18 protein-coding genes are annotated in these 20,281 nt (G+C 66.4%); 5 read left to right on the top strand and 13 right to left on the bottom strand.

Annotated features, from left to right (window positions below; genetic code table 11):
- Position 1: 1 nt before the first annotated feature.
- Positions 2-1,633: an MNIO family bufferin maturase gene (gene bufB, locus AC07PE_RS20640; protein WP_498767911.1), complete on the top strand. Its 1,632-nt coding sequence runs from the start codon at positions 2-4 to the stop codon at positions 1,631-1,633.
- A gap of 47 nt (positions 1,634-1,680) precedes the next feature.
- Here bufB and AC07PE_RS20635 read toward each other — a convergent pair whose 3' ends face one another.
- The 3 genes from AC07PE_RS20635 to fumC all read right to left on the bottom strand — a co-directional run bounded on the left by AC07PE_RS20635 (position 1,681) and on the right by fumC (position 3,817).
- Positions 1,681-1,971, bottom strand: a complete 291-nt coding sequence (locus AC07PE_RS20635) for a DUF883 domain-containing protein (protein ID WP_230027529.1) — start codon at positions 1,969-1,971, stop codon at positions 1,681-1,683.
- A gap of 166 nt (positions 1,972-2,137) precedes the next feature.
- Positions 2,138-2,350, bottom strand: a complete 213-nt coding sequence (locus tag AC07PE_RS20630) for an RNA-binding S4 domain-containing protein (RefSeq protein WP_487855143.1) — start codon at positions 2,348-2,350, stop codon at positions 2,138-2,140.
- Positions 2,351-2,422: 72 nt separating this feature from the next.
- Positions 2,423-3,817 carry a class II fumarate hydratase gene (gene fumC, locus AC07PE_RS20625; protein WP_498767908.1) on the bottom strand — a complete coding sequence of 465 codons (1,395 nt, stop codon included), beginning with the start codon at positions 3,815-3,817 and terminating at the stop codon, positions 2,423-2,425.
- Positions 3,818-3,912: 95 nt separating this feature from the next.
- On the opposite strand from fumC, the gene AC07PE_RS20620 reads away from it, so the two are divergent.
- Together AC07PE_RS20620 and AC07PE_RS20615 are read left to right on the top strand one after the other, a co-directional pair.
- Entirely contained in the window at positions 3,913-5,106 is a 1,194-nt protein-coding gene (locus tag AC07PE_RS20620; RefSeq protein WP_498767905.1) for a type IV pilus assembly protein FimV, read from the top strand.
- A gap of 372 nt (positions 5,107-5,478) precedes the next feature.
- Positions 5,479-5,874, top strand: coding sequence for a winged helix-turn-helix transcriptional regulator (locus AC07PE_RS20615; RefSeq protein WP_498767903.1), 396 nt, complete (start codon positions 5,479-5,481; stop codon positions 5,872-5,874).
- Here the strand turns inward: AC07PE_RS20615 and AC07PE_RS20610 are convergent.
- The 3 genes from AC07PE_RS20610 to AC07PE_RS20600 are packed head-to-tail and all read right to left on the bottom strand — an operon-like array spanning position 5,869 to position 9,369.
- Positions 5,869-6,498: a FadR/GntR family transcriptional regulator gene (locus AC07PE_RS20610; RefSeq protein ID WP_498767901.1), complete on the bottom strand. Its 630-nt coding sequence runs from the start codon at positions 6,496-6,498 to the stop codon at positions 5,869-5,871. The two genes, AC07PE_RS20615 and AC07PE_RS20610, sit on opposite strands and share 6 nt — an antisense overlap.
- Positions 6,495-7,448 carry an alginate lyase family protein gene (locus tag AC07PE_RS20605; protein WP_498767899.1) on the bottom strand — a complete coding sequence of 318 codons (954 nt, stop codon included), beginning with the start codon at positions 7,446-7,448 and terminating at the stop codon, positions 6,495-6,497. The genes AC07PE_RS20610 and AC07PE_RS20605 overlap by 4 nt, the downstream gene beginning before the upstream one ends.
- A 13-nt stretch (positions 7,449-7,461) precedes the next feature.
- Positions 7,462-9,369, bottom strand: a complete 1,908-nt coding sequence (locus tag AC07PE_RS20600; RefSeq protein ID WP_498767897.1) for a hypothetical protein — start codon at positions 9,367-9,369, stop codon at positions 7,462-7,464.
- 137 nt (positions 9,370-9,506) lie between these two features.
- On the opposite strand from AC07PE_RS20600, the gene AC07PE_RS20595 reads away from it, so the two are divergent.
- Positions 9,507-11,750, top strand: a complete 2,244-nt coding sequence (locus AC07PE_RS20595) for a glycoside hydrolase family 3 N-terminal domain-containing protein (RefSeq protein WP_498767896.1) — start codon at positions 9,507-9,509, stop codon at positions 11,748-11,750.
- Between the two features lie 107 nt (positions 11,751-11,857).
- On the opposite strand, the gene AC07PE_RS20590 is transcribed toward AC07PE_RS20595, so the two are convergent.
- The 5 genes from AC07PE_RS20590 to AC07PE_RS20570 form a co-directional block, all read right to left on the bottom strand.
- Positions 11,858-12,670 carry an NAD-dependent epimerase/dehydratase family protein gene (locus AC07PE_RS20590; RefSeq protein ID WP_498767894.1) on the bottom strand — a complete coding sequence of 271 codons (813 nt, stop codon included), beginning with the start codon at positions 12,668-12,670 and terminating at the stop codon, positions 11,858-11,860.
- 24 nt (positions 12,671-12,694) lie between these two features.
- Entirely contained in the window at positions 12,695-13,597 is a 903-nt protein-coding gene (locus AC07PE_RS20585) for an SMP-30/gluconolactonase/LRE family protein (protein ID WP_498767892.1), read from the bottom strand.
- On the bottom strand, positions 13,590-14,996 hold the full coding sequence (locus tag AC07PE_RS20580; RefSeq protein ID WP_498767890.1) for an MFS transporter: 1,407 nt from the start codon (positions 14,994-14,996) through the stop codon (positions 13,590-13,592). Before AC07PE_RS20580 ends, AC07PE_RS20585 begins: the two co-directional genes overlap by 8 nt.
- A 51-nt stretch (positions 14,997-15,047) precedes the next feature.
- Entirely contained in the window at positions 15,048-17,192 is a 2,145-nt protein-coding gene (locus AC07PE_RS20575; RefSeq protein ID WP_498767888.1) for a glycoside hydrolase family 88 protein, read from the bottom strand.
- Between the two features lie 108 nt (positions 17,193-17,300).
- Complete coding sequence (locus AC07PE_RS20570) at positions 17,301-18,293, bottom strand: LacI family DNA-binding transcriptional regulator (protein WP_498767886.1); 993 nt, start codon at positions 18,291-18,293, stop codon at positions 17,301-17,303.
- Positions 18,294-18,412: 119 nt separating this feature from the next.
- On the opposite strand from AC07PE_RS20570, the gene AC07PE_RS20565 reads away from it, so the two are divergent.
- Complete coding sequence (locus AC07PE_RS20565) at positions 18,413-19,237, top strand: NAD-dependent epimerase/dehydratase family protein (protein WP_498767884.1); 825 nt, start codon at positions 18,413-18,415, stop codon at positions 19,235-19,237.
- Here AC07PE_RS20565 and AC07PE_RS20560 read toward each other — a convergent pair whose 3' ends face one another.
- Complete coding sequence (locus AC07PE_RS20560) at positions 19,238-19,885, bottom strand: dihydrofolate reductase family protein (RefSeq protein WP_498767882.1); 648 nt, start codon at positions 19,883-19,885, stop codon at positions 19,238-19,240. It abuts the gene before it with no gap.
- Positions 19,873-20,280, bottom strand: a complete 408-nt coding sequence (locus tag AC07PE_RS20555; protein ID WP_498767880.1) for a VOC family protein — start codon at positions 20,278-20,280, stop codon at positions 19,873-19,875. Before AC07PE_RS20555 ends, AC07PE_RS20560 begins: the two co-directional genes overlap by 13 nt.
- Position 20,281 lies beyond the last annotated feature (1 nt).

Raw genomic sequence — 20,281 nt, 5'->3', positions numbered from 1 at the left:
CGTGACAGCGCACCCGGTGCGCGGCGTCGGCATCGGCCTGCGCGTGCCGCACTACCGCCAGCTGATGGAAGAGCGGCCGCCGCTCGGCTGGCTAGAAGTTCATACGGAAAATTACCTGGCCCGCTCGGGCTGGGACTGGCATGTGCTGCAATCGCTGCGGCGCGACTATCCCCTCAGCCTGCACGGCGTCGGGCTCGGCCTTGGGTCAAGCCACGGCTTTTCCGAAGACCATCTGGAGCGCGTGCGCCAGCTGGCCGGGGCGATCGAACCGGCCCTCGTCTCCGAGCACCTGAGCTGGAGCGCGCTGCGCGACCGCCAGCTGAACGACCTGCTGCCGCTGCGCCTCGATAGCGCGGCCCTGGCCCTGGTCGCCGCCCGCGTCGAGCGAGTCCAGGACGTGCTGAAGCGGCGCATCCTGGTCGAAAACGTCTCCACCTATCTCCGCTTTGCCGGCGACGCGATGAGCGAAGCCGAGTTCCTGGCCGCGCTGGCGCGCCGCACCGGCTGCGCCATCCTGCTCGACGTGAACAATCTCTACGTTAACCAGTGCAACCACGGCGAGGACGCGCTTGCCGCGCTGGATACGCTGGCCGGCCTGCCGCCGGGGACGGTCGGCGAACTGCACCTGGGCGGGCACCTGGTCACGGAGCTGGCCGTCATCGACCACCATGGCGACCGCATCGCGCCGCCCGTGTGGTCGCTGTACCGCGAGGCGCTAAGGCGCTTCGGCGCGGTGCCGACCCTGGTCGAGTGGGATACGGACGTGCCGGCGCTCGAGGTGCTGCTGGACGAGGCGCGGGAAGCGGAGCGGATCGCCGCCGAAGCGATGCCGGCGTTTTTGCCCGCTGTGCCGGAGCAGCCGCCTTCCTTCCCGCCGGCGGACAGCAATGCGCTGGCAGACCTGCAGCAAAGCTTCGGCGCCGCCCTGGCCGACAGCGCCCATCTGCCCCTGCTGGCGCCCCAACTGAAGGGCGATGCCGCCCGCCTGGGCATCTACCGCGGCAACCTCGCCGGCGCCTGGCGCCGCGCGCTGGCGAGCGCCTATCCCGTGCTGCGCAAGCGGATCGGCGAGGAGGCCTTCGAGGCTCTGGCGCGTGCCTACGGACGCGCCCACCCGGCGCAGGACCCGGACCTGAACCGCTTCGGCGCCGGACTGGCTGCCTTCGCCGAAGGCGACGACCGTCCCTGGCTGCCCGGGCTGGCGCGGCTCGAATGGGCTGTCCACGAATCCTGGTATGCGCCCGATGCGCCGGCGGACGAACATGGCGGCCCGCGGTCCGTGCTGGCGTCCCTGAGCCCGCAGCAATTCGAGGCCAGCCGCGCCATCCTGCACCCGTCGCTGCGCCTGCATGCCTCGCGCTGGCCGACGGCTGCGATCTGGCTGGGCGAAGAATCCGATGGCCCGAGCCACGCCCTGGTCCTGCGCGCACGCTGGCAGGTGGCGGTGCGCGAGATCGATGCGGCGGAGCACGCGGCGCTGGCGCGGCTAGCGGGAGGGGAAAGCTTTGGCGCCGCCCTCGACGCGGCCTTCGACCTGGATGAGGACGCGCCTATCGCGGCCTGGCTGGACGGCTGGTTGGAGAACGGGGTGATCGTGGGGATACTCGGGGAAGCCGACCCGCCCGCGAAGTGAAGCGGGGCCGGCGCGGGCGCGGTGGCCCGTGGGCTGCAGCGTCAGCGTCAGTGATACTGGAAAGCGCGCAGGATGCGCTCTTCGCCGGTCTTGTCGTGGTGTAGTTCGTTGGCGGCCCGGGTGGCTTCGATCATCCGGGACAGCTGTTCCTCCTCGAAACGGACCAGTTCTTCGTTGGCCGCATTCAACGCCATGGCCAGCTTGGCGCGCGCACTCTGATACACCAGGCCGGTGTAATGGTCGGTGTTCTTGAGCAGTTCTTCCGCGTTTTCGATGACAAGACGCAGGTCGCCAATGAGCCGCTGCTGCGTCATGGAGCTTGGGTCTGGGGTTTCCATCTTCCTCACCTTTTGCCGAAATACGTCTTCAATATAGAGAAGGAGGACTGCCCAAGTTTGTCAACGCGCAAACGTGACCCCTACAGCCGGGGACGGCTAATCCGGTGCGCCCGGCAGGTGCATCCGGCAGGACGCACCTTTTTTTTGTGAGTGGCAGGGAACTTTTTTAGCGGACAGTGATCCGCACATCGCCTACGCTCACGACCTGGCCGGCACGGATCTTGGCAGTCTTGCGCAGTTCCTTCTTGCCGTCGACCGACACCACGCCGCTGGCGACCATGTTCTTGCCGGCACCGCCGCTGTCGACAAAGCCGACGAGCTTGAGCAGCTGGTTGAGTTCGATGAACTCCGATGTCAGTTCAAAAGTTGTTGTTTGCATTCTATCCTCGGTTAAAAATGGACGGCGTACCGTTGAGTTCGCCAGTGCGCCGCCACTCGAACCTGCCTGGCCTCAGCCCGGATCCGGCCGCGTCATCTCGATCGGCACGATCCACTGCTCGAACTGCTGCTCGTCGACGAAGCCGGACCGCAGCGCGGCCTGGCGCAGGGTGAGTCCCTCGTGCTGGGCAGTCTTGGCGATCTGCGCGGCGCGATCATACCCGATATGCGGGGCCAGGGCGGTCACCAGCATCAGCGACTGCTCCATCAGCTCGCCGATGCGCTTGCGGTTCGGTGCGATACCGCGCGCGCAATGCTCGTCGAAGGAGCGCATGCCGTCGGCCAGCAGGCGCGCGCTCTGCAGGAAGTTATGCGCGATCATCGGCTTGAACACGTTCAGCTCGAAATTGCCCATGGAGCCGCCGACGGTGAGGGCGACGTCATTGCCGAATACCTGGCAGCACAGCATGGTCATCGCCTCGCACTGGGTCGGATTGACCTTGCCCGGCATGATCGAGCTGCCCGGCTCGTTTTCGGGAATCGTGATCTCGCCCAGGCCCGAGCGCGGGCCGGAGGCCATCCAGCGCACGTCGTTGGCGATCTTCATCAGCGCCGTGGCGAGGGTCTTGAAGGCGCCGTGCGCCTGCACCATCGCATCGTGGCCGGCCAGGGCCATGAACTTGTTCGGCGCGCTCTTGAATTGCAATCCGGTGCGCGAGGAAATCTCGGCCGCGATGCGGTTCGCGAATTCCGGATGCGCATTCAGGCCGGTGCCGACCGCGGTGCCGCCGGCAGCCAGCTGCAGCAGGCCGGGCAGGGTGGATTTGATGGCTTGCTCGGCGAATTCGAGCTGGGCGACGTAGCCGGAAAATTCCTGGCCCAGGGTCAGCGGGGTGGCGTCCTGCAGGTGGGTGCGGCCGATCTTGACGATGTCGGCGAAATCGCGCGCCTTGACGCTCAGGGTGCCGCGCAGCTGGGCCAGCGCCGGCAGCAGGTCCTTGGCGACGGCCGCCGCCGCGGCGACGTGCATGGCGGTCGGGAACATGTCGTTCGAGGACTGGCCCATGTTCACATGGTCGTTCGGGTGCAGGAGGCGCGCCTCGCCGCGCTCGCCGCCCATCAGTTCGGAGCCGCGGTTGGCCAGCACCTCGTTCATGTTCATGTTGCTCTGGGTGCCGGAGCCGGTCTGCCAGACGGACAGCGGGAATTCGCCGGGATGGCGGCCTTCCAGCACTTCGTCGGCGGCGGCGATGATGGCGTTGGCTTTGTCGGCGGGCAGCTTGCCGAGCGAGCGGTTGACGGCGGCGGCGGCGCGCTTCACCTGGGCCAGCGCGGCGACCAGTTCCGGCGCCATCTTCTCGCTCGAGATGTGGAAGTGATGCAGCGAGCGCTGGGTCTGCGCGCCCCACAGTTGTCCACTTGGCACCTCGATCGGGCCGAAGCTGTCCTTCTCGATCCTGTTATCCATAGAGACGTCCTGACTTTTTGTTGGTAGGGAAGTATCACTAAAGAGTGTACCGCAATGGCCGTTAATGACGCTGAGGCTTCAAATTTGTGAAACTTATGCTCCGCTGCTCCCGCCATTTCCTGTCCCTGCTCGTTCTTGCCAGTGCTTTTGCTACCGTCCACGCGGCCGAACTGGGCGAGGCGCGCGTTTCGTCCCACATCGGGCAGCCGCTGGTCGCCGATATCGAGCTGGCAATGGTCGACGATCCTGCGCAGGCGGTGTCCGTGCGGGTGGCCAGCCCTGAGGTCTACAACGGCGCCGGCATCGCCGTGCCGCCGGTGCTGGCGAACCTGAACCTGTCGGTGATGCGGCGCGACGGCCGCCAGTACCTGCACGTGACCTCGCTGCGGCCGGTCGACAGCGAGCACCTGCACCTCTACCTGGAACTGGTCGACAAGGGCCAGCGCTCGGTGCGCCTGGCGACGCTGTGGCTGACGCCGGATCCGAATCCGGCGCCTGCTCCGGTAGCCGCTCCAGTCCCGGCGCCGGTGGCCCATATCGAAGCGGCGCCCAAGGCCGCGCCCATCGTCGCACCCGCGCCGGCGCCGGCACGCAAGCCGCTTGCCATGCGCAAGCCCGAGCCGGTTCCGGAGCATGCGGAAGAAGAGGGCGCAAAGCAGCCGGTGCCCGCCAAGACGCGCCAGCCTGTCAAAAAAACCACCGAGACCGCCCACGCGGAACCGAAAGCGGCGCCGCTGCCCATCCACGCCCAGCAGCCGGCCGCCCCGGCAGCCTGCGTCCAGCAAGCCGAGCAGGCCAAGGTCTGCGCCGCTCTCGACGGCAAGAATGCCGCGCTCCAGGCAAAGCTGGGCACGCTGGAAGGCAAGGTGAAGTCCCTGCAGGCCACACTGGGCGCGGCGCCAGCCGTGAGCGCGCCGACGTCCACGCCTGCATCCGAGCCTGCCAAGGAAGCACCCGCGCCCGCGCCGGAAGTCGCCAAGGAGCCGCCCGGTCCCAAGCCCATCGGCGCCATCAAGCCGCTGGTGCCGCGCAAGCCAAAGGCGCCGCCGCCGGCGCCCGAGTCCGGCTTGCCCTGGGGCTGGATAGGCGGCGGGGCGGCCCTGCTGCTGGCGCTGGGCGGCGCCCTGATGCTGCTGCGCCGCCGCGCGCGCACCGTCCGCAACGTCGACATCCCGGCCGCGCCGCACCTGCTCGAACGCCTGCGCCAGCGCTTTGCTTCGCGCACCAAACCGGCTCCGGAAGCGGCGCCGGAACCGGCTGCCGAAGCGGTCGAACCGAGCTTCGAATAGGCGCGCACAAACTCGTCTACACAAGTTCAAATTTTGCGTTATACTGAGTCCCATGTGATCTAAATGACCACAAAAACGGCTCAGGATCTGGCCGCAGCCACCACCGATAGCGTGGCGCGATAACCGGATGTTCGTTGAAGAAACGCCTGTAACCGGAAGCGGTTTGCCTGCCTACAATGGCAGGCGGACGCCGGATGCAACCGGCAAGAGGCGACGCCAGGGGATGCCTGGTGCTCGCACTCCCCAATTCCCGAAACCCGCGCTGGCCCGTCCACCGCGGGTTTTTTCATGGCCGCGCACGCCTGACACCAGCGCGACGGCTGGGTTCGCCCGCTTGGCTTAGGATATCGACATCGACGGAGGAAAAACAAGATGAGCGACACAGATCCGGCCCAGCCGCCGCGCGGCGACCTGTTTTCCGAAAACTGTCCTTCGCGCGAAGTGCTCAAGCACGTGACCAGCCGCTGGGGCGTGCTGCTGCTGGTCGCCCTCGGCGACGGCGCCCAGCGCTTCGGCGAGCTGCGCCGCAAGGTCGGCGGCATCAGCGAAAAAATGCTGGCCCAGACCCTGGTGTGGCTGGAGCAGGACGGCTTCGTGCAGCGCATCGTCCAGTCGGCCGCGCCGCCCCGCGTCGAGTACCGGCTGACGCCGCTGGGCGAGGAAATCAGCGGCAAGATGAGCGAGCTGGCGGAATGGATCGAGTTGAATACGGGCGCGATGCTGGCCGCCCAGCGCAAGACGGCCGGCGCCGTCCGCGCCGCTTCATAGCGAACGCTTGCGCATCCTTTCGCCGCTGTTCGACAGGTGGGTGCGCATCGCGGCACGCGCGCCGTCCGTGTCCTGGCGCGCGATCGCATCGACGATATCTTCGTGTTCGCGGTGCATGCGCTCGAAGCTGCCGGGCGGCCGCTCGCGCGCGGACAGGACCTTGCCGAGCTGGCCCTGCAGGTCGACGAAATAGCGGTTGGCGCTGGACTCGGCAAGGATGCGATGGAAGCGCACGTCGGCCTCCACCGTCGACTCGCCCGCGGCCTGCGCGCGGCGCATGTCGTCCAGCGCTTCGCGCAGCGCCGCCAGCTGGGCCTCGGTGCGGCGCGCGGCCGCCAGCGCGGCCGCCTCGGTTTCCATCCCCATGCGCAGTTCCAGGATCGCCAGCGCGGTCTGCTGCGGCGGCTCGAGCACGAAGGTGCCGATGCCGTGGCGCGTTTCCACCAGCCCGGCCGCCTGCAGGTGCGAGATCGCCTCGCGCACCACGGAGCGGCTGACGCCGTATTCCGCCACGATTGCGGCCTCGGTCGGCAGCCGGTCGCCCGGCTTCAGCTCGCCGGTGCGGATGCGTGTCTCGATCCCCTCGACGACGCCGAGGGCGAGGCTGGGCCGTCCCTTGTTCATCGCTTCACGTGCTCCAGCGGATTGGCGATGCCGATGTCGCCGCCCATGCGCGGCTCCCACAGCGCCGCGGAGGGCGGCGTGGCGGCCGCAGCGCCGGTGTGGCGGTCGTAGACGATCTTCCAGCTTGGCGTGCCCTTGATCCGTTCCTGGGCGATGCCGGTGGCTTTCTCGATGGCGGAAGGGTCGGCGGCGCCCTGCAGCGTGAAGCGCACCAGCTGGTCGAGCCTGGGCGACTGCACATCCAGAATCGAAGCCAGCATCACCAGCGGCTGCGCCGCGAAGGAATGGTAGTGCAGGGCCTTGGCGGCGCGCTCCATTTCCAGCGGCAGCGAGCCGTCGGGCGCGACCTGCGACATCGCATGCTCGAACACCTTGCGGCCCCAGGCTACTAGGTGCTCGTCGCCGGTGACGGCGCCGGTCGCGGCCACCGCCAGGCCCTCCCAATAATAGTGGTTGTTGCGCACGCCCTTGCCGGCATCCGCATGGACCAGGGTCGCATCGGCCACCGTCTTCAGCCAGGCGTCGATGGCCTGGCGCTCAGCCTCGTTCGCGGCCGGGCGCAGCTTGGCATAGCCGAGGGCCAGGCCGCCCAGCGCCCACTTGCGCGTGTAGTAGGACTGGTTGCTCGTCATCTTGCCCATCATCGCGTTCTGCTGCGCCCAGGACGACAGCCACTGCAGGCCGCACTGGGCCTCCTCGCGCTTCGATGGCGCGGCCTGGTAGGCGCTGGCATGGCGCGCCACCGCATCCAGGAATTCGTCGACCGGTTTCGTTGCGGCGACGTTGCGCGCCTTGCGCACGGGGTCGACGATCGAGTGGTTCTTGTCGATGTAGTAGCTGTTGGCGTCGATATCGTGGACGGCCGGCGGTGGCGCCTCGCAGGCCTGCGCAGCTTGCAGGCCGAGGGTCAGCAGGGGCGCCAGCAGGGTGGTGCGGATGGTCTTCGGCATTGGCGTGCTTCCTTCAACGATAATGCAGGGTCCACTTGATCGTCAGCGGACGATCGAGGGTGAAATTCTCGGTGGCGCAGCTGACATGGCTGGCCATCGCGCCTTCGGGCGCGCGGTACGGGTCCGCGCCGTGCGTGGCCTCGACCGTGCAGGCATCCAGGCCGCTCACTTCGAAGGCGCTGACGTCGCCCTGGCCGAAGCGCACGGTCCTGCCCTGCAGCGCCGGCGCATCCGACCAGGACGCGAACTCCAGGCTGGCGCGCGTCACCTGCAGCGGCGCCGCCGGCGTGTAGGTGTCGGTGCGCGTGATGATACCCGGTTCGAAGCTGTAGGTGGTCTCCAGCTTGATGCGCTCGTCCTTCAGCGGGCCCTTCTTGCCGAGCTTTGCCAGCGCGTCCTGGCGGTAGCTGACGCGGGCCTTGTTCCCCTTGTTCTCGGTGCGGATGTCCTTGATGTAGGAGACCGGCAGCAGCTGGGTGCCGTCCGCCAGCGTGAACTTCGGCAGCAACTGGGCGTGTTCGGCGCCGCTGTCCGGCGTGCCGGCGACAATCCCCGACGCGAAGGGCAGCGGATAGTAGGGGCTGTTGTCGAACTGGCTGTCGCCGCCGTTGATCATCGCCAGGCTGAAAACGTGACCCTTGTCGCGGTAGATGGCCAGCGCGCGGTCGTAGTCGCCGCGCGCGAACCAGGTGGTGGAAAAGCGTGGGCGTGTCTTGTCCAGCCAGGCCTGCAGGCCGGTCTTCGGCTTTGCATCCTTCATGCCAGCCGCGTTCCAGAAATCGTTCGTGAAGATCAGCTGGTGCGACAGCGAGAAGTTCTCGCCCAGAATGCGGTGCTTGGCGCGGTAGGTGTCGGTGCGGCGGCCGCCGTTCCACATGTCGACCGAGTGCATGCCCGGATTGGTCCAGAAGTCCATGTACTTGGCGACGATGCGGTTGGCGTAGGCATAGGCGTACTGCTTTTCTTCGGGCGTGAGGACGCCCAGATAGGCGGACACCGACAGGATCTCCAGCGCCGCCGTCTCGCCGTAAGGGCCGAGGCTGCGGCCCCAGGTGAAGCCTTCGCCGGCGGTGTTCGCGAAATTCAGCACCACGTCGGCGGACTTGCGCAGCAGGGCCTTCAGTTCCGGCGTGACTTCCATGCCGGTTTCGATGAAGCGCTCGCAGATCTCGGCCACCAGCAGCACGCTGTAGCGGTCGAAGCGGCCTTCACCGGGCGTCTCGTCCGAAAAGCCGAACTTGCCGGAGTAAGTCGCGTAGTGCGTCATCATCTTGTCGAGCAGGACCTTGCTCGCGCTCTCGTCTTCCCAGCCGAGCAGCATGCGCAGGCGCGCGACGCTGAAGGCCACGCCATAGTAATTGGTCGGCAGTTTGATCAGCTCCCACTGCGGCGTGACGAAGGTATGCCAGTCGAGCGTGGTCTTCAGGCGCGCCAGCGTGGCCGGGCTGACCGCCTGCTCCAGCAGGCCGGCCTGCTTCAGCTGGTACAGCGCTTCCAGGTAGTAGTAGATGCCCCAGGTGTGGTTGTCCATGTTCACCGTCATGTCGGTGATGTCCCTGAACTGGCGCAGGCGCTCCTGCAGACGCGGATCGTCCTTGCGCATGTTCAGCAGCACGTGGGCCAGGCCGCTGGCGATTTTCCCCTGCAAGAACTTGTCGTTGCTCTTCAGCGCCTCCACGCCGTCGATGGTTACGTGTTCTTTTTCGGCTACCATCTTGTCGAACAAATACTCGAGCTGCGGATAGAGCTGCTGCTGGACGATCTGGTTCATCGGCATGTCGGCCAGCGGCGGTACGTAGCGCGAGGACGGCGGACGCGGTGCATCTGCGGATGGCGTGGCGCCGAAGGCCGGGGGAAGCGCTGCGGGGAGGAATGCGGCGCTTGCGAGCAGCGCCGCCAGGGTCGACTTGACGAGCTTCATGTGTCTCCTGATGCTGGTTTATGAGCGGTTGGGAGGCCTCTACGTGCCTTGTAAAACGTTTAACTGAAGTATATAGTAATCCTTCCAATCGTCAACATAAGAAAACGTTATCCTAAATACGCTGTGGAGGAGGGTGGATGAAGAAGAATTGGAAGCTGCGAATGGGTCTGGCCGCGGTGTGCGCGGCGTTCGCAAGTACCGCCTGGGCCGGTGGCGAAACCGAGGTCGCGCAGCGGGTCGAGGCGCTGCTGCGGCAGATGAGCATCGAGGAAAAGGTCGGCCAACTGAACCAGCTGTCGGGCAAGGAGTTCAGCACGGGCCCGAACAGCAACGCAGTACGGAATATGGAAAGCGACATCCGCAGCGGCAAGGTCGGCTCCATGCTCAACATCAAAGGCGTGCTTGAGACCCGCCGCGTGCAGGCGCTGGCGCTGCAATCGCGCCTGCACATCCCGCTGCTGTTCGGCCTCGACGTCATCCACGGCTACCAGACCGTGTTCCCGGTGCCGCTGGGCGAAGCCGCGTCCTGGGACCTCGAAGCGATCGAGGAATCGGCGCGCATCGCCGCACGCGAAGCGTCGAGCGCCGGCATCCACTGGACCTTCGCGCCCATGGTCGACATCGGCCGCGATCCGCGCTGGGGCCGGGTCATGGAAGGCGCCGGCGAAGATACCTATCTGGGTTCGCGCATCGCCGCCGCCCGCGTGCGCGGCTTCCAGGGCGCGCAACTGGGCGGCACGTCATCGGTGATGGCGACGGCCAAGCATTTCGCCGGCTACGGCGCCGCGATTGCGGGGCGCGACTACAACGCGGTCGACATGAGCGAGCACCAGCTCTACGAAACCTATCTGCCGCCTTTCAAGGCCGCGTTGGACGCCGGCGCCGCGACCTTCATGAACTCCTTCAATACGCTGAACGGCGTGCCGGCCACCGGCAACGCCATGCTCCAGCGCGAGATCCTGAAAGGGAAGTGGGGCTTCAAGGGCTTCGTCGTCAGCGACTGGGGCTCGGTGCGCGAGATGGTCGTGCACGGCTATGCCAGCGACCTGACGGATGCCGCGGCCAAGGCCATCACCGCCGGCAGCGACATGGACATGGAGAGCAATGCGTATTCGTCCTCATTGGCCGCGCTGGTGAAGAGCGGGAAGGTCGACGTCGCGTTGGTCGACGATGCCGTGCGGCGCGTGCTGACCAAGAAGTTCGAGCTGGGCCTGTTCGACGATCCCTTCCGCTTCTCCGATGCCGCGCGCGAACGGGCCTCGCTGAACGACCCGCGCCACCGCCAGGCGGCGCGCCGCATCGCCGCCGAATCGATGGTGCTGCTGAAGAACGAGGGCAATGCGTTGCCGCTGCGGCCCGGCCTGCGTTCGATTGCCGTGATCGGGCCGCTGGCCGACGCGCGCCGCGACCTGGAAGGCGGCTGGATCGTGCAGTCGAACGCAGCGAAGATGGCGAGCCTGGTCGACGCCGTGCGCGAGCGTGCCGGGCAGGGCGTGCGCGTCGACTACGCGGCCGGCTGCGACGTCGCCTGCCGCGGCAAGGAGGGTTTCGACGCCGCCTTGAAAGCGGCGGCAGCGGCGGACGTGGTGGTCCTCGCCGTCGGCGAAAGCTGGGACATGTCGGGCGAAGCCAAGTCGCGCGCCTACCTTGGCCTGCCGGGACGGCAGGGCGAGCTGTTCGATGCGCTGCGCGCGATCGGCAAGACGCCGGTGGTCGTGATCATGGCCGGACGCCCGCTGATCTTCGAGAACGTGGCCGAGCAGGCCAAGGCCATCCTGTATGCCTGGCATCCGGGCAGCGAAGGCGGGCATGCAATCGCCGACGTGCTGTTCGGCGACGTGAATCCGTCGGCCAAGCTGCCGATGACCTTCCCGCGCAATATGGGACAGATCCCGATCACCTACCAGCAGTACAACACCGGCCGGCCGGTGCAGGACGAGAAGAACGTGGTCTACAAGTCGGCCTACATCGACTCGCCGAACACGCCGCGCTATGCCTTTGGCCATGGGCTGAGCTACACGAGCTTTGCCTATAAAGACCTGCGGCTGTCGAACACCAGCATGGGGCCGGACGGGAAGCTCACCCTGTCGTTCACCCTGGCGAACAGCGGACCGGTGGCGGGGGCGGAGGTGGTGCAGCTGTATCTGCGCGATCCGGTGGCCTCCGTCGTGCGGCCCTTGAAGGAGTTGAAGGGCTTCCAGCGGGTGGTGCTGCAGCCCGGGCAGACGCAGACGGTCAGCTTCGTGATCGATCGCGAGACGCTGGCGTTCTATGATTGGAAACTGGCGTGGGGTGCGGAGGCCGGGAAGTTCGAGCTGATGGTGGGGAGTGCTTCGGATGATATTCGTTTGAGGCAGACGATTGAATTAACCGACCGCTAAACCGTCGTTCCCGCGGAGGCGGGAATCCATACTGAGCGTACTGAATCGCCGCAGCATGGATTCCCGCTTCCGCGGGAAGTCATTTCGGGCAATGCCCGGAATGACGATTACGACTTCGGATACTTCGGCCCATTATTCAAGAACCCACCCCCCTGAAACTTGAGCGTGATGTCCTCGTTATTCGAGTGATCCACCCGCCCGTCGTACAGCTGCGTGAACCCGCGCGAACTCTCCTTCGCCACATACCCCAGATGCCGCGCCTCGCGGTTATCCCACCACTGTCCCGGATTGTCTGAGGTGCAGAAAGCGATGGTGTGGCCGACGGCCGGCGTGAGCAGGGCGCGCCGCAGCATCTCGACCAAATCGTCCAGCGCCAGCCACAGCACGGCCTGGCGATGATTCGACGGCTCCGGGAAGCAGTAGCCGATGCGGAGGCACACGGTCTCGACGCCAAAACGGTCCCAGTAATAGCGCGACAGCGACTCGCCGAACACCTTCGACACGCCGTAGTAGCCGTCCGGGCGCGTCGCCATCGAAGCGTCGACCAGGTCGGTGGTCTTGTACATGCCGACCGTGTGATTGGAACTGGCGAACACCACGCGCTTGATGCCCAGCGTGTGCACGGCTTCGTACAGGTTGACCATGCCGTGCACGTTGGCGTTCATGATGGGCGCCCACTCTTCTTCGGTCGAGACGCCGCCGAAGTGGATGACGGCGTCGACGCCCTCGCACATGCGGAACACGTCTTCGCGCTTGCCCAGATCGCCCAGGACGATTTCCTCGCCCTCGCCGGCAGGGCCGAAGTCGTTCAGGTCCGACAAGCGCACGATGTCGGCGAAGGCGTGCAGGTGTTCGCGCAGGCGGCGGCCCAGGCCACCGGCGGCGCCGGTGAACAGAATGCGTTTGAATGGTTTGGTCATTGTTATCTTGTCGTGAAGTAGAACTTAAGCAGGGAAGGGCGCTTCCGGTACGCCCTGCACGCCCGGCCGCAGCAGCAGCACGGCGCCCGCCATGGGACCGCCGGCGCCGTTGCCGGGGTCGATCGAGGTCACCAGCATGGTGTCCAGGCCGGGGCCGCCGAAACTGCACATCGACGGCTTGGCCATCGGGAGCTCGATCCTGCGGTCGAGCTCACCCTGCGGCGTGAAGCGCAGCAGGCAGCCGTCGTCGTTGCCTGCCACCCAGTAGCAGCCGTCGGCGTCGATCGCGGCGCCATCCGGCCTGCCCGTGTAGCCGGCCATGTCGACGAACAGGCGCCGATTGTGCGGCAGGCCTTCATCGGTGTCGTAATCGAAGGACCACACGCGGCGGCGCGTCGGGTGCGAATCCGACAGGTACATGGTGCGGCCATCGGGCGAGAAGGCGAGGCCGTTCTGGGTCACCAGGTCCGACACCACGGCGCCGGACAATCCACGCGCATCGTAGCGGTACAGGCGCCCATCGGGACGCGCAGCCGCCATGTCGCGGAACATGGTGCCGGCCCAGAAGCGGCCCTGGCGGTCGCAGCGGCCGTCATTGAAGCGCATCTCGGGCGTGAGCTCATCCGCGCTCGGAGACGCCAGCAATTGCGCCTCCACGCTGTCGCCATCGCCGAGAGTGAGGCTGAAGACGCCGGTCTCCATGCCGGCGATCAGACGGCCACCGTGCCGGAAGGCGATGCAGGCCGCCATCTCGGGCGTGTTCCAGCTGCGCAGCGCACCGCTGGACGCATCCAGGCGCCAGATCTTCTTCGCCGGGATGTCGACCCAGTACCAGGCGTTTTCATTCGCATTCCAGGCCGGGCTTTCGCCCACGGTGCAGCGCATGTCGCCCACGCGCTCGATGGCGATCGCTTGGGTGTCAGGCATTCTGCAATCCTTTCGGCAGCTCGGCCATCTTGTGCACCGGTACCAGCAGCTTCATCACGACCCAGGCGGCCAGGTAGGCGGTGGCGCAGATGGCAAACATGATCAGGTAGCCGGTCTGGATCTGGCCCAGCGCGCCGTAATAATCGAACAGGGCGCCGCCCAGCTTGGTGACCAGCACGCCGCCGATGCCGCCGGCCAGGCCGCCGATGCCGACCACCGAGCCGACCGCGTTCTTGGGGAACCAGTCCGACGCGGTCGTGAACAGGTTGGCCGACCAGGCCTGGTGGGCGGAGGCGCCGACACCGATCAGGATCACCGGAATCCAGTAGCCCATGGAACCGAGCGGCTGGGCCAGCAGCACCACCAGCGGGCAGAAGGCGATCAGCAGCATCGCCTTCATGCGCGCATCGTAGACGCTGCGGCCGCGCGCGATGAAGTACTTGGGCAGCCAGCCGCCGCCGATGCTGCCGACCATGGTCATGCTGTACAGGACGGTCAGCGGGAAGGACAGCGCGGTGCCGCTCATGCCGTAGGCCGAAGACAAATACTTGGGCAGCCAGAACAGGAAGAACCACCAGATCCCGTCGGTCATGAATTTGCCGAAGGCGAAGGCCCAGGTCTGGCGGCAGCGCAGCAGTTCGCCCCAGGTGGCCTTGCGCGTCTGCGTATCGACGCAGGCTTCGTCCGGCACCTCGGCATCGTGGTTGATGTAGGCCAGTTCGGCCTTGCCCAGGCGGTGGCCCTTGCCCGGTTCTTCGTACAAGCCGCCCCAGAAAGCCATCCACAGGAAGCCGATCGCGCCGATCCACATGAAGGCCGCTTCCCAGCCCCAGATGCTGGCGATGACGGGCACCGAGATCGGCGCCAGGATCGCACCGATGTTGGCGCCGGAGTTGAAGATGCCGGTGGCGAAGGAGCGCTCGGTCTTCGGGAAGAATTCGGCGGTGGCCTTGATCGCGGCCGGGAAGTTGCCGGCCTCGCCGATGGCCAGGATGGCGCGCGAGACGATGAAGCCGGCTACCGAGGCCGGCACCGCGGCCAGGCCGACCGTCGCGAACACGCTGTTGACGGCATTGCCGATGGCAAGCGAGTAGGCGTGGGCGATCGCACCCAGCGACCAGACGAAGATCGCCAGGTGATAGGCGCGCCGGGTGCCGATGCGGTCGACGACGCGGCCGGCGAACAGCAGGGCCACCGCATACACCAGCTGGAAGGCCGCGGCGATGTTCGCGTAGTCGGTGTTCGACCAGCCGAATTCCTTCGACAGCGAAGGGGCCAGCAGGCTCAGGACCTGCCGGTCGAGGTAGTTGATGGTGGTGGCGAAGAACAGCAGGCCGCAAATGGTCCACCTGTAGTTGCCGATGTTGTTGCCGGTATTGCCGCTTGCATTGTGTCTCATGGTCAGTTCGCGTGTTTGTTATGGGGCTGACTTCTCAATGAACGGTAAAACTTATTGCGGTCCTGTCACCTCCAAAGGTTTGGACAGGCGCGCCGCCACATTGCGGACCGTGGCTTCCCACGAAGCTGGGGTCGGGAAATCGCCGCTCTTGCTCCAGCCGGCGCCAAGGTAGTAGACGAAGGGTTTCGTGGGCGTCGCATGGCCGAGCAGCAGGGCGTTACCGTCCAGTTCCAGCGCGCGCACCTGCTGGCCCGGTACGATCAGCGCGCAGGCCGTATGGCCGTGCGGCGGCGCCTCCGGTTCCCAGTAGCTGATCCAGCCGGCGGCGTCCTCTTTCACGAGCCGGCCATCGCCCTTGCGCAGTGAGATGCCCGGACCCGCCTCGATGGCACCCGGACGGTCGCTGTCGAAGGTACTTTCGACGCGGCTGAAGTTGGAGCCGGCGTCGATCGAAATACGCTTGGTCTCCGCGATGCGGCGGCCGTTGGCGTTCCAGCCGTCGTAGCGCAGCTCGAACACGGCGCGCAGCGGGCCATCGGCGATCACCCTGTGGCTGGCGTAGACGTTGGAATCCCAGGCGCGGCCGCCGTCGACCACACTCAACCCACCGCAGCCGCGCGCGGTGCCGACGTGGTAGTTGTCGACGCCTTCGCCATGGTCGAGGTGGTAGGCGCCTTGCCTGTACCACTTGTCCTGGACCGGGCGGCGCACCGACTTCACCCAGACGTCGATGCCGCTGCTGACGTGCTCCTTCGGCTCCTTCAGGATCGCGGGGCCGTAGGTACGATGGGCGATGCGGTCGCTCTCCCAGGCGAAATCGTCGAGGCGCTCGGGCACGAAGCGGGCGTGGGCCTTGACGTCCGGGGCGGGCAGCGGCGGCATGGCGGCGGCCGGCACCAGCAGGAAGCGACGTTTTTCGCCGGGCGCGAAGTTCGCCTGGAACAGCAGGGTATCGCCGAGGCGCTGGGACGGCAGGATGCGCGAGGTCGCCGCCTCGATCACGGCCACCGGCGCCGCGGGCGACTTGACCACGATGCTCTCGTCGGCGCGATAGAAATCGCCCGGATTGGCGGCGCTGACCGTCTGCGCCGGCGCGCGCTGCAGCAGCGCCATGCGGTAGATCTCGCTGCCTGCCATCAGGAAGGCGCCGATGCCGTAGGCTTCGCTCGCATCTTCGGTAAAAGCGCCGGGCGCGCGGCCGATCGGCTGCACGTGGGTCAGCTTGCCGTCCGGCTGGACCTTGGCGTTCAAGGCCTGCCAGGCCCGCAGCACGGCCGGCTCGTAGGCCGCGCGCTCGAGCAGGCCCTGGTTGAGGCCCCAGGCCAGCGCATAGGTGAACAGGCCGGTGCCGCTGGTCTCCTGCATCGGATAGCTGGCCGGGTCGAGCAGGCTGGCGCGCCACAGGCCGTCCTTCTGCTGCAGGCTCACGACCTTCGCCGCCATCTCCCTGAACTGCTGTTCGAAGCGCGCGCGCGACGGGTGGTTCGCCGGCAGGTATTGCAGGGTGCGCGCCAGGCCCGCCATCACCCAGCCGTTGCCGCGCGCCCAGAACACCTTGGCGCCGTTGGCTTCATGCTGGCCGAAGTAATTGCTGTCGCGGTAGTAGAGGTGCTCGGCCTTGTCGTACAGGTAGTCCGAGGTGCGCCACCATTGCGCGACCGCGTGATCGAGATAGCGCTGGTCGCCGGTGGCCGCGTACAGGCGCATCCAGGCCGGTGGCCCCATGAACAGGGCGTCGCACCACGACCAGCGGTCCTGGTTGCCGGGCTCCGTGAACAACAGCGTGCCTTCGTGCGGGTTGGCGAGGATGTCGTCGAACTGCGCGCGCATCGGCGCCAGCATCTCGGGCTGGCGCAGCTGCAGGTAGAGCTCCGCATAGGTCTGGCCGACCGCCTGGTCATCCGCGTGATAGGTGCGCGGGCCCAGCTTCCAGCCGTTCTTCACGCCCATCGCGACCATCGCATCGCGGTAGCGGCGATTGCTGGAGAGGTTGGCGAGGGCCATCAGGCCGGCGTCGCCGACTGCCTCGGCCCAGTGGGTCGGTTCGTGGAAGGCGGGATGATCGAGCTGCCAGTCGGCGACGCGCTCCATCGGTGTCAGCACAGTGGCGGGCGTAGGGGCCTGGGCCTGCGCGAAGGCAGGCGCGATGGCCACGATGGCAGGCAGGCCTGCCAGGGCAAAGCGAAGGTTCGGCATATGTCTCGTCGTTTTATCGCAGCGTGAACGCCGCCGTTTGTTAAACGTTTTCCAAAGAATATGGCAAGTTCTTCGGAAAGTAAAGCGTCGAGACGGGCCTGGGAGAGCTTAAGTGCGCGGTTGGGTAGAGGAGCGCAGAATCAATTGGGGAGCGACCTTGGTCAGCTTCTCGACCTCTTCACCACGAATCACTGCCAGCAGCTTTTCCATGGCCGATGCGCCCATCCGCTCGCTCTGCAGGTCGACGGTAGTCAGCGCCGGCGTGACGTATTTGCCGTAGGGGATATTGTCGAAGCCGACCACCGAGATATCGCGCGGCACCGACACGCCCAGGTTGGCCGCTTCCTTCATGAAGCCGAGCGCCATCAGGTCGTTGTAGCAGATCAGGGCGTCCGGCGCATTGCTGCCCAGGACGATGCTCGAGCACAGGCGCTCGCCCTCGGCCAGCGAGGGGCTGTCGCCGTCGAACACCGTCAAGGACAGGCCGGCCGCGTCGAGGCATTCGCGGATGCCGCCCAGGCGTTCCTCGTCGCGGCGCGACTTCGAGAAACCGAGGTAGGCGATGCGCTTGTGGCCCAGCATTTTCAGGTGCTGGGTCAGCATGAAGGCGCCGCCATGATCGTCGCTGGCGACGGTCGGCAAGGGCAGCTCGGACAGGGTGCCGAAGAACACCAGCGGCTTGTCGATTTCCGCCATCCAGCCCATCTCCTTTTCGCGCAGGCGCGAGGCGACGATCATGCCGTCCACGCGCCGGCTCAGGTCTTCCAGCACGCGCCGCTCGCGGCTCGGGCTTTCCTCGGTGTCGACCACCAGCACCGACAGGCCGTGGTCGTTGGCGACCCGCTGCGCGCCCTTGAGGATGCTGCTGAAGTGGGGGTTGGTGATGTCCAGTACCGACAGGCCGATGGTGTCGGTGCGCCCGGTGATCATCGACTTGGCCAGCGGGTTCGACTTGTAGCCCAGGCTCGCGATGGCGGCATCGATCGCCGCTTCGACCTTGGCCGAGAAACGCTGCGTGCCATTGATGTATTTCGATACCGTGGCAATGGATACGTTGGAGGCGGCGGCAACGTCGCGGAGGGTCGGGGCAGTCTTTTTCATGGCGGATAGTGTTACTTAGGCAAGCATCTTAGCATGCGCTCTCGCCACCTCGGCAAGTTGACGGTGGGGCAATTTGGAGATAATCTAGTTAAACGTTTACCAAAATCGGAGCAGGCCTCATGAATCAAGCGTTTTCACCCAAGCCTTTCCAGCGCCTCCTGTTGACCGGCGCCGGCGGCGGACTCGGCGTCATGCTGCGCGAGCGCATCAAGCCGTGGGCGGAAAACGTCCGTCTCAGCGACGTCAAGGAGATCGCGCCGGCGGGCGAGGGCGAGGAAGTGGTGCAGTGCGACCTGGCCGACCGCGAGGCGGTGATGGCGCTGACGGAAGGCGTCGACGCGGTGCTGCACTTCGGCGGCGTCTCGGTCGAGGACAGCTTCGAGAACATCATGCAGGCCAACATCCTCGGCCTGCATCACCTGTACGAGGCGGTGCACAAGCGCGGCATCCGGCGCGTGATCTACGCCAGCTCCAGCCACGTGGTCGGCTACTACCCGACCACGCAGGTCGTCGACGCGAATGTGCCGCTGCGCCCCGACGGCATCTACGGCGTGTCGAAGTGCTTCGGCGAGGCCCTATCACGCTATTACTTCGACCGCTTCGGCATCGAGACCGTCTGCCTGCGCATCGGCTCCTCCTTCGATGCGCCGCGTAATGCGCGCATGATGACGACCTTCCTGGCTTACGACGACCTGGTGGAACTGGTGCGCTGCGCGCTGTTCACGCCGCGGGTGGGGCATACGATCACCTACGGCGTGTCCGACAATGATGTGCAATGGTGGGACAACCGCGAGGCGGCGCATCTGGGATTCGTGCCGCAGAAGAGTTCGCGGGTGTTTGCGGAGCGCTTTCCGCAGACCGGGGTGTGGCCGCCGGCGGATGATATCGCGGCGACCTATCAGGGCGGCCCCTTCCTGCTGGCGGGGCCGATCTACAAGGATTGATCAGTCCTTGCGCAGCACCACGTGGGTCGCGGCCGCCGTCGGCACATGCTCGACGCAGCGGAAGCCCAGGGCGTTCATATCAATCCCCGTGAACAGGGATTCGCCCGATCCCAGCAGCACCGGCGAGATCGCCAGATGCATCTCGTCCACCAGCCCGGCCTGCAGGAACTCGCGCACCGTCGCCACGCCGCCGCCCAGGCGCATATCCTTGCCCTTCGCGGCAGCGCGAGCCTGCTCATAGGCTGACTCGATGCCGTCGGTGACGAAATAGAAGGTCGTGCCGCCTTTCATTTCCAGCGGCGGGCGCGGATGGTGGGTCAGCACGAACACCGGAACGTGGTAGGGCGGCTCATCGCCCCACCAGCCTTTCCACTCATCGTCCGGCCAGGCGCCGCGGACCGGCCCGAACATGTTGCGGCCCATGATCCAGGCGCCGACGTTCTCGAAGCCGCGCGCGGCAAAGTCTTCGTCCGGACCGTCGGTCCCTTTGCCTTCGTTGCCGATCATGGTCTGGAAAGTGCGGGTGCCGCGGAACCACTGGTGCAGTCCGCCGGCGTTTTCGCCCATGGGATTCTCCAGGCTCTGGTTCGGGCCGGCGCCATAGCCGTCAAGGGAAATGGAAAAGCCTCGTACTTTTAGTTCGGACATCTTGTCTCCGTGTTGATGGGCTGAAGGCCAACTATACAAAATCCGTGGCCAAACGGATCGCTGCAAAAAGCCACCGGCGGATAGCCCGGCACCCGATGCACCTGCTCGCTCTTCGCGCCGGCGCCCAGCGCTCTGGCCAGTGTCGCCTCGAAATCCTCGACGCGGAAATCGATGTGCACCGGCGTCCAGTGCCGCTCGTACCTGCGCACGTCGTCGCTGCCTTTCGCCGGATGGCTGCCCGCCGGCTTGGCCACCAGGCCGATCGTCGCTTCGCCGGCGCTCAGGACCGCGTAGCCGGGATGCGGGCGGGAGGTCTCGGCAAATCCGAAGGCTTCGCCGAAAAACTGCAGGCCGGCCTCGATGGAGGGGACGTCGATGGAAACGGTCACTTTCATA

The organism is Telluria sp. GW821-FHT07G12 (assembly GCF_059418525.1).
Note: the sequence above shows the minus strand (reverse complement) of the source record. Positions and strands in the feature narration are given on the sequence as shown.

Coding starts and splice junctions, on each gene's coding strand:
- AC07PE_RS20615 (WP_498767903.1), top strand. CDS start 5,479: ATGAGCGACACAGATCCGGCCCAGCCGCCGCGCGGCGACCTGTTTTCC.
- AC07PE_RS20610 (WP_498767901.1), bottom strand. CDS start 6,498: ATGAACAAGGGACGGCCCAGCCTCGCCCTCGGCGTCGTCGAGGGGATC.
- AC07PE_RS20630 (WP_487855143.1), bottom strand. CDS start 2,350: ATGCAAACAACAACTTTTGAACTGACATCGGAGTTCATCGAACTCAAC.
- AC07PE_RS20575 (WP_498767888.1), bottom strand. CDS start 17,192: ATGCCGAACCTTCGCTTTGCCCTGGCAGGCCTGCCTGCCATCGTGGCC.
- AC07PE_RS20570 (WP_498767886.1), bottom strand. CDS start 18,293: ATGAAAAAGACTGCCCCGACCCTCCGCGACGTTGCCGCCGCCTCCAAC.
- AC07PE_RS20620 (WP_498767905.1), top strand. CDS start 3,913: ATGCTCCGCTGCTCCCGCCATTTCCTGTCCCTGCTCGTTCTTGCCAGT.
- AC07PE_RS20605 (WP_498767899.1), bottom strand. CDS start 7,448: ATGCCGAAGACCATCCGCACCACCCTGCTGGCGCCCCTGCTGACCCTC.
- AC07PE_RS20555 (WP_498767880.1), bottom strand. CDS start 20,280: ATGAAAGTGACCGTTTCCATCGACGTCCCCTCCATCGAGGCCGGCCTG.
- AC07PE_RS20590 (WP_498767894.1), bottom strand. CDS start 12,670: ATGACCAAACCATTCAAACGCATTCTGTTCACCGGCGCCGCCGGTGGC.
- AC07PE_RS20595 (WP_498767896.1), top strand. CDS start 9,507: ATGAAGAAGAATTGGAAGCTGCGAATGGGTCTGGCCGCGGTGTGCGCG.
- AC07PE_RS20600 (WP_498767897.1), bottom strand. CDS start 9,369: ATGAAGCTCGTCAAGTCGACCCTGGCGGCGCTGCTCGCAAGCGCCGCA.
- AC07PE_RS20580 (WP_498767890.1), bottom strand. CDS start 14,996: ATGAGACACAATGCAAGCGGCAATACCGGCAACAACATCGGCAACTAC.
- AC07PE_RS20585 (WP_498767892.1), bottom strand. CDS start 13,597: ATGCCTGACACCCAAGCGATCGCCATCGAGCGCGTGGGCGACATGCGC.
- fumC (WP_498767908.1), bottom strand. CDS start 3,817: ATGGATAACAGGATCGAGAAGGACAGCTTCGGCCCGATCGAGGTGCCA.
- AC07PE_RS20635 (WP_230027529.1), bottom strand. CDS start 1,971: ATGGAAACCCCAGACCCAAGCTCCATGACGCAGCAGCGGCTCATTGGC.
- AC07PE_RS20560 (WP_498767882.1), bottom strand. CDS start 19,885: ATGTCCGAACTAAAAGTACGAGGCTTTTCCATTTCCCTTGACGGCTAT.
- AC07PE_RS20565 (WP_498767884.1), top strand. CDS start 18,413: ATGAATCAAGCGTTTTCACCCAAGCCTTTCCAGCGCCTCCTGTTGACC.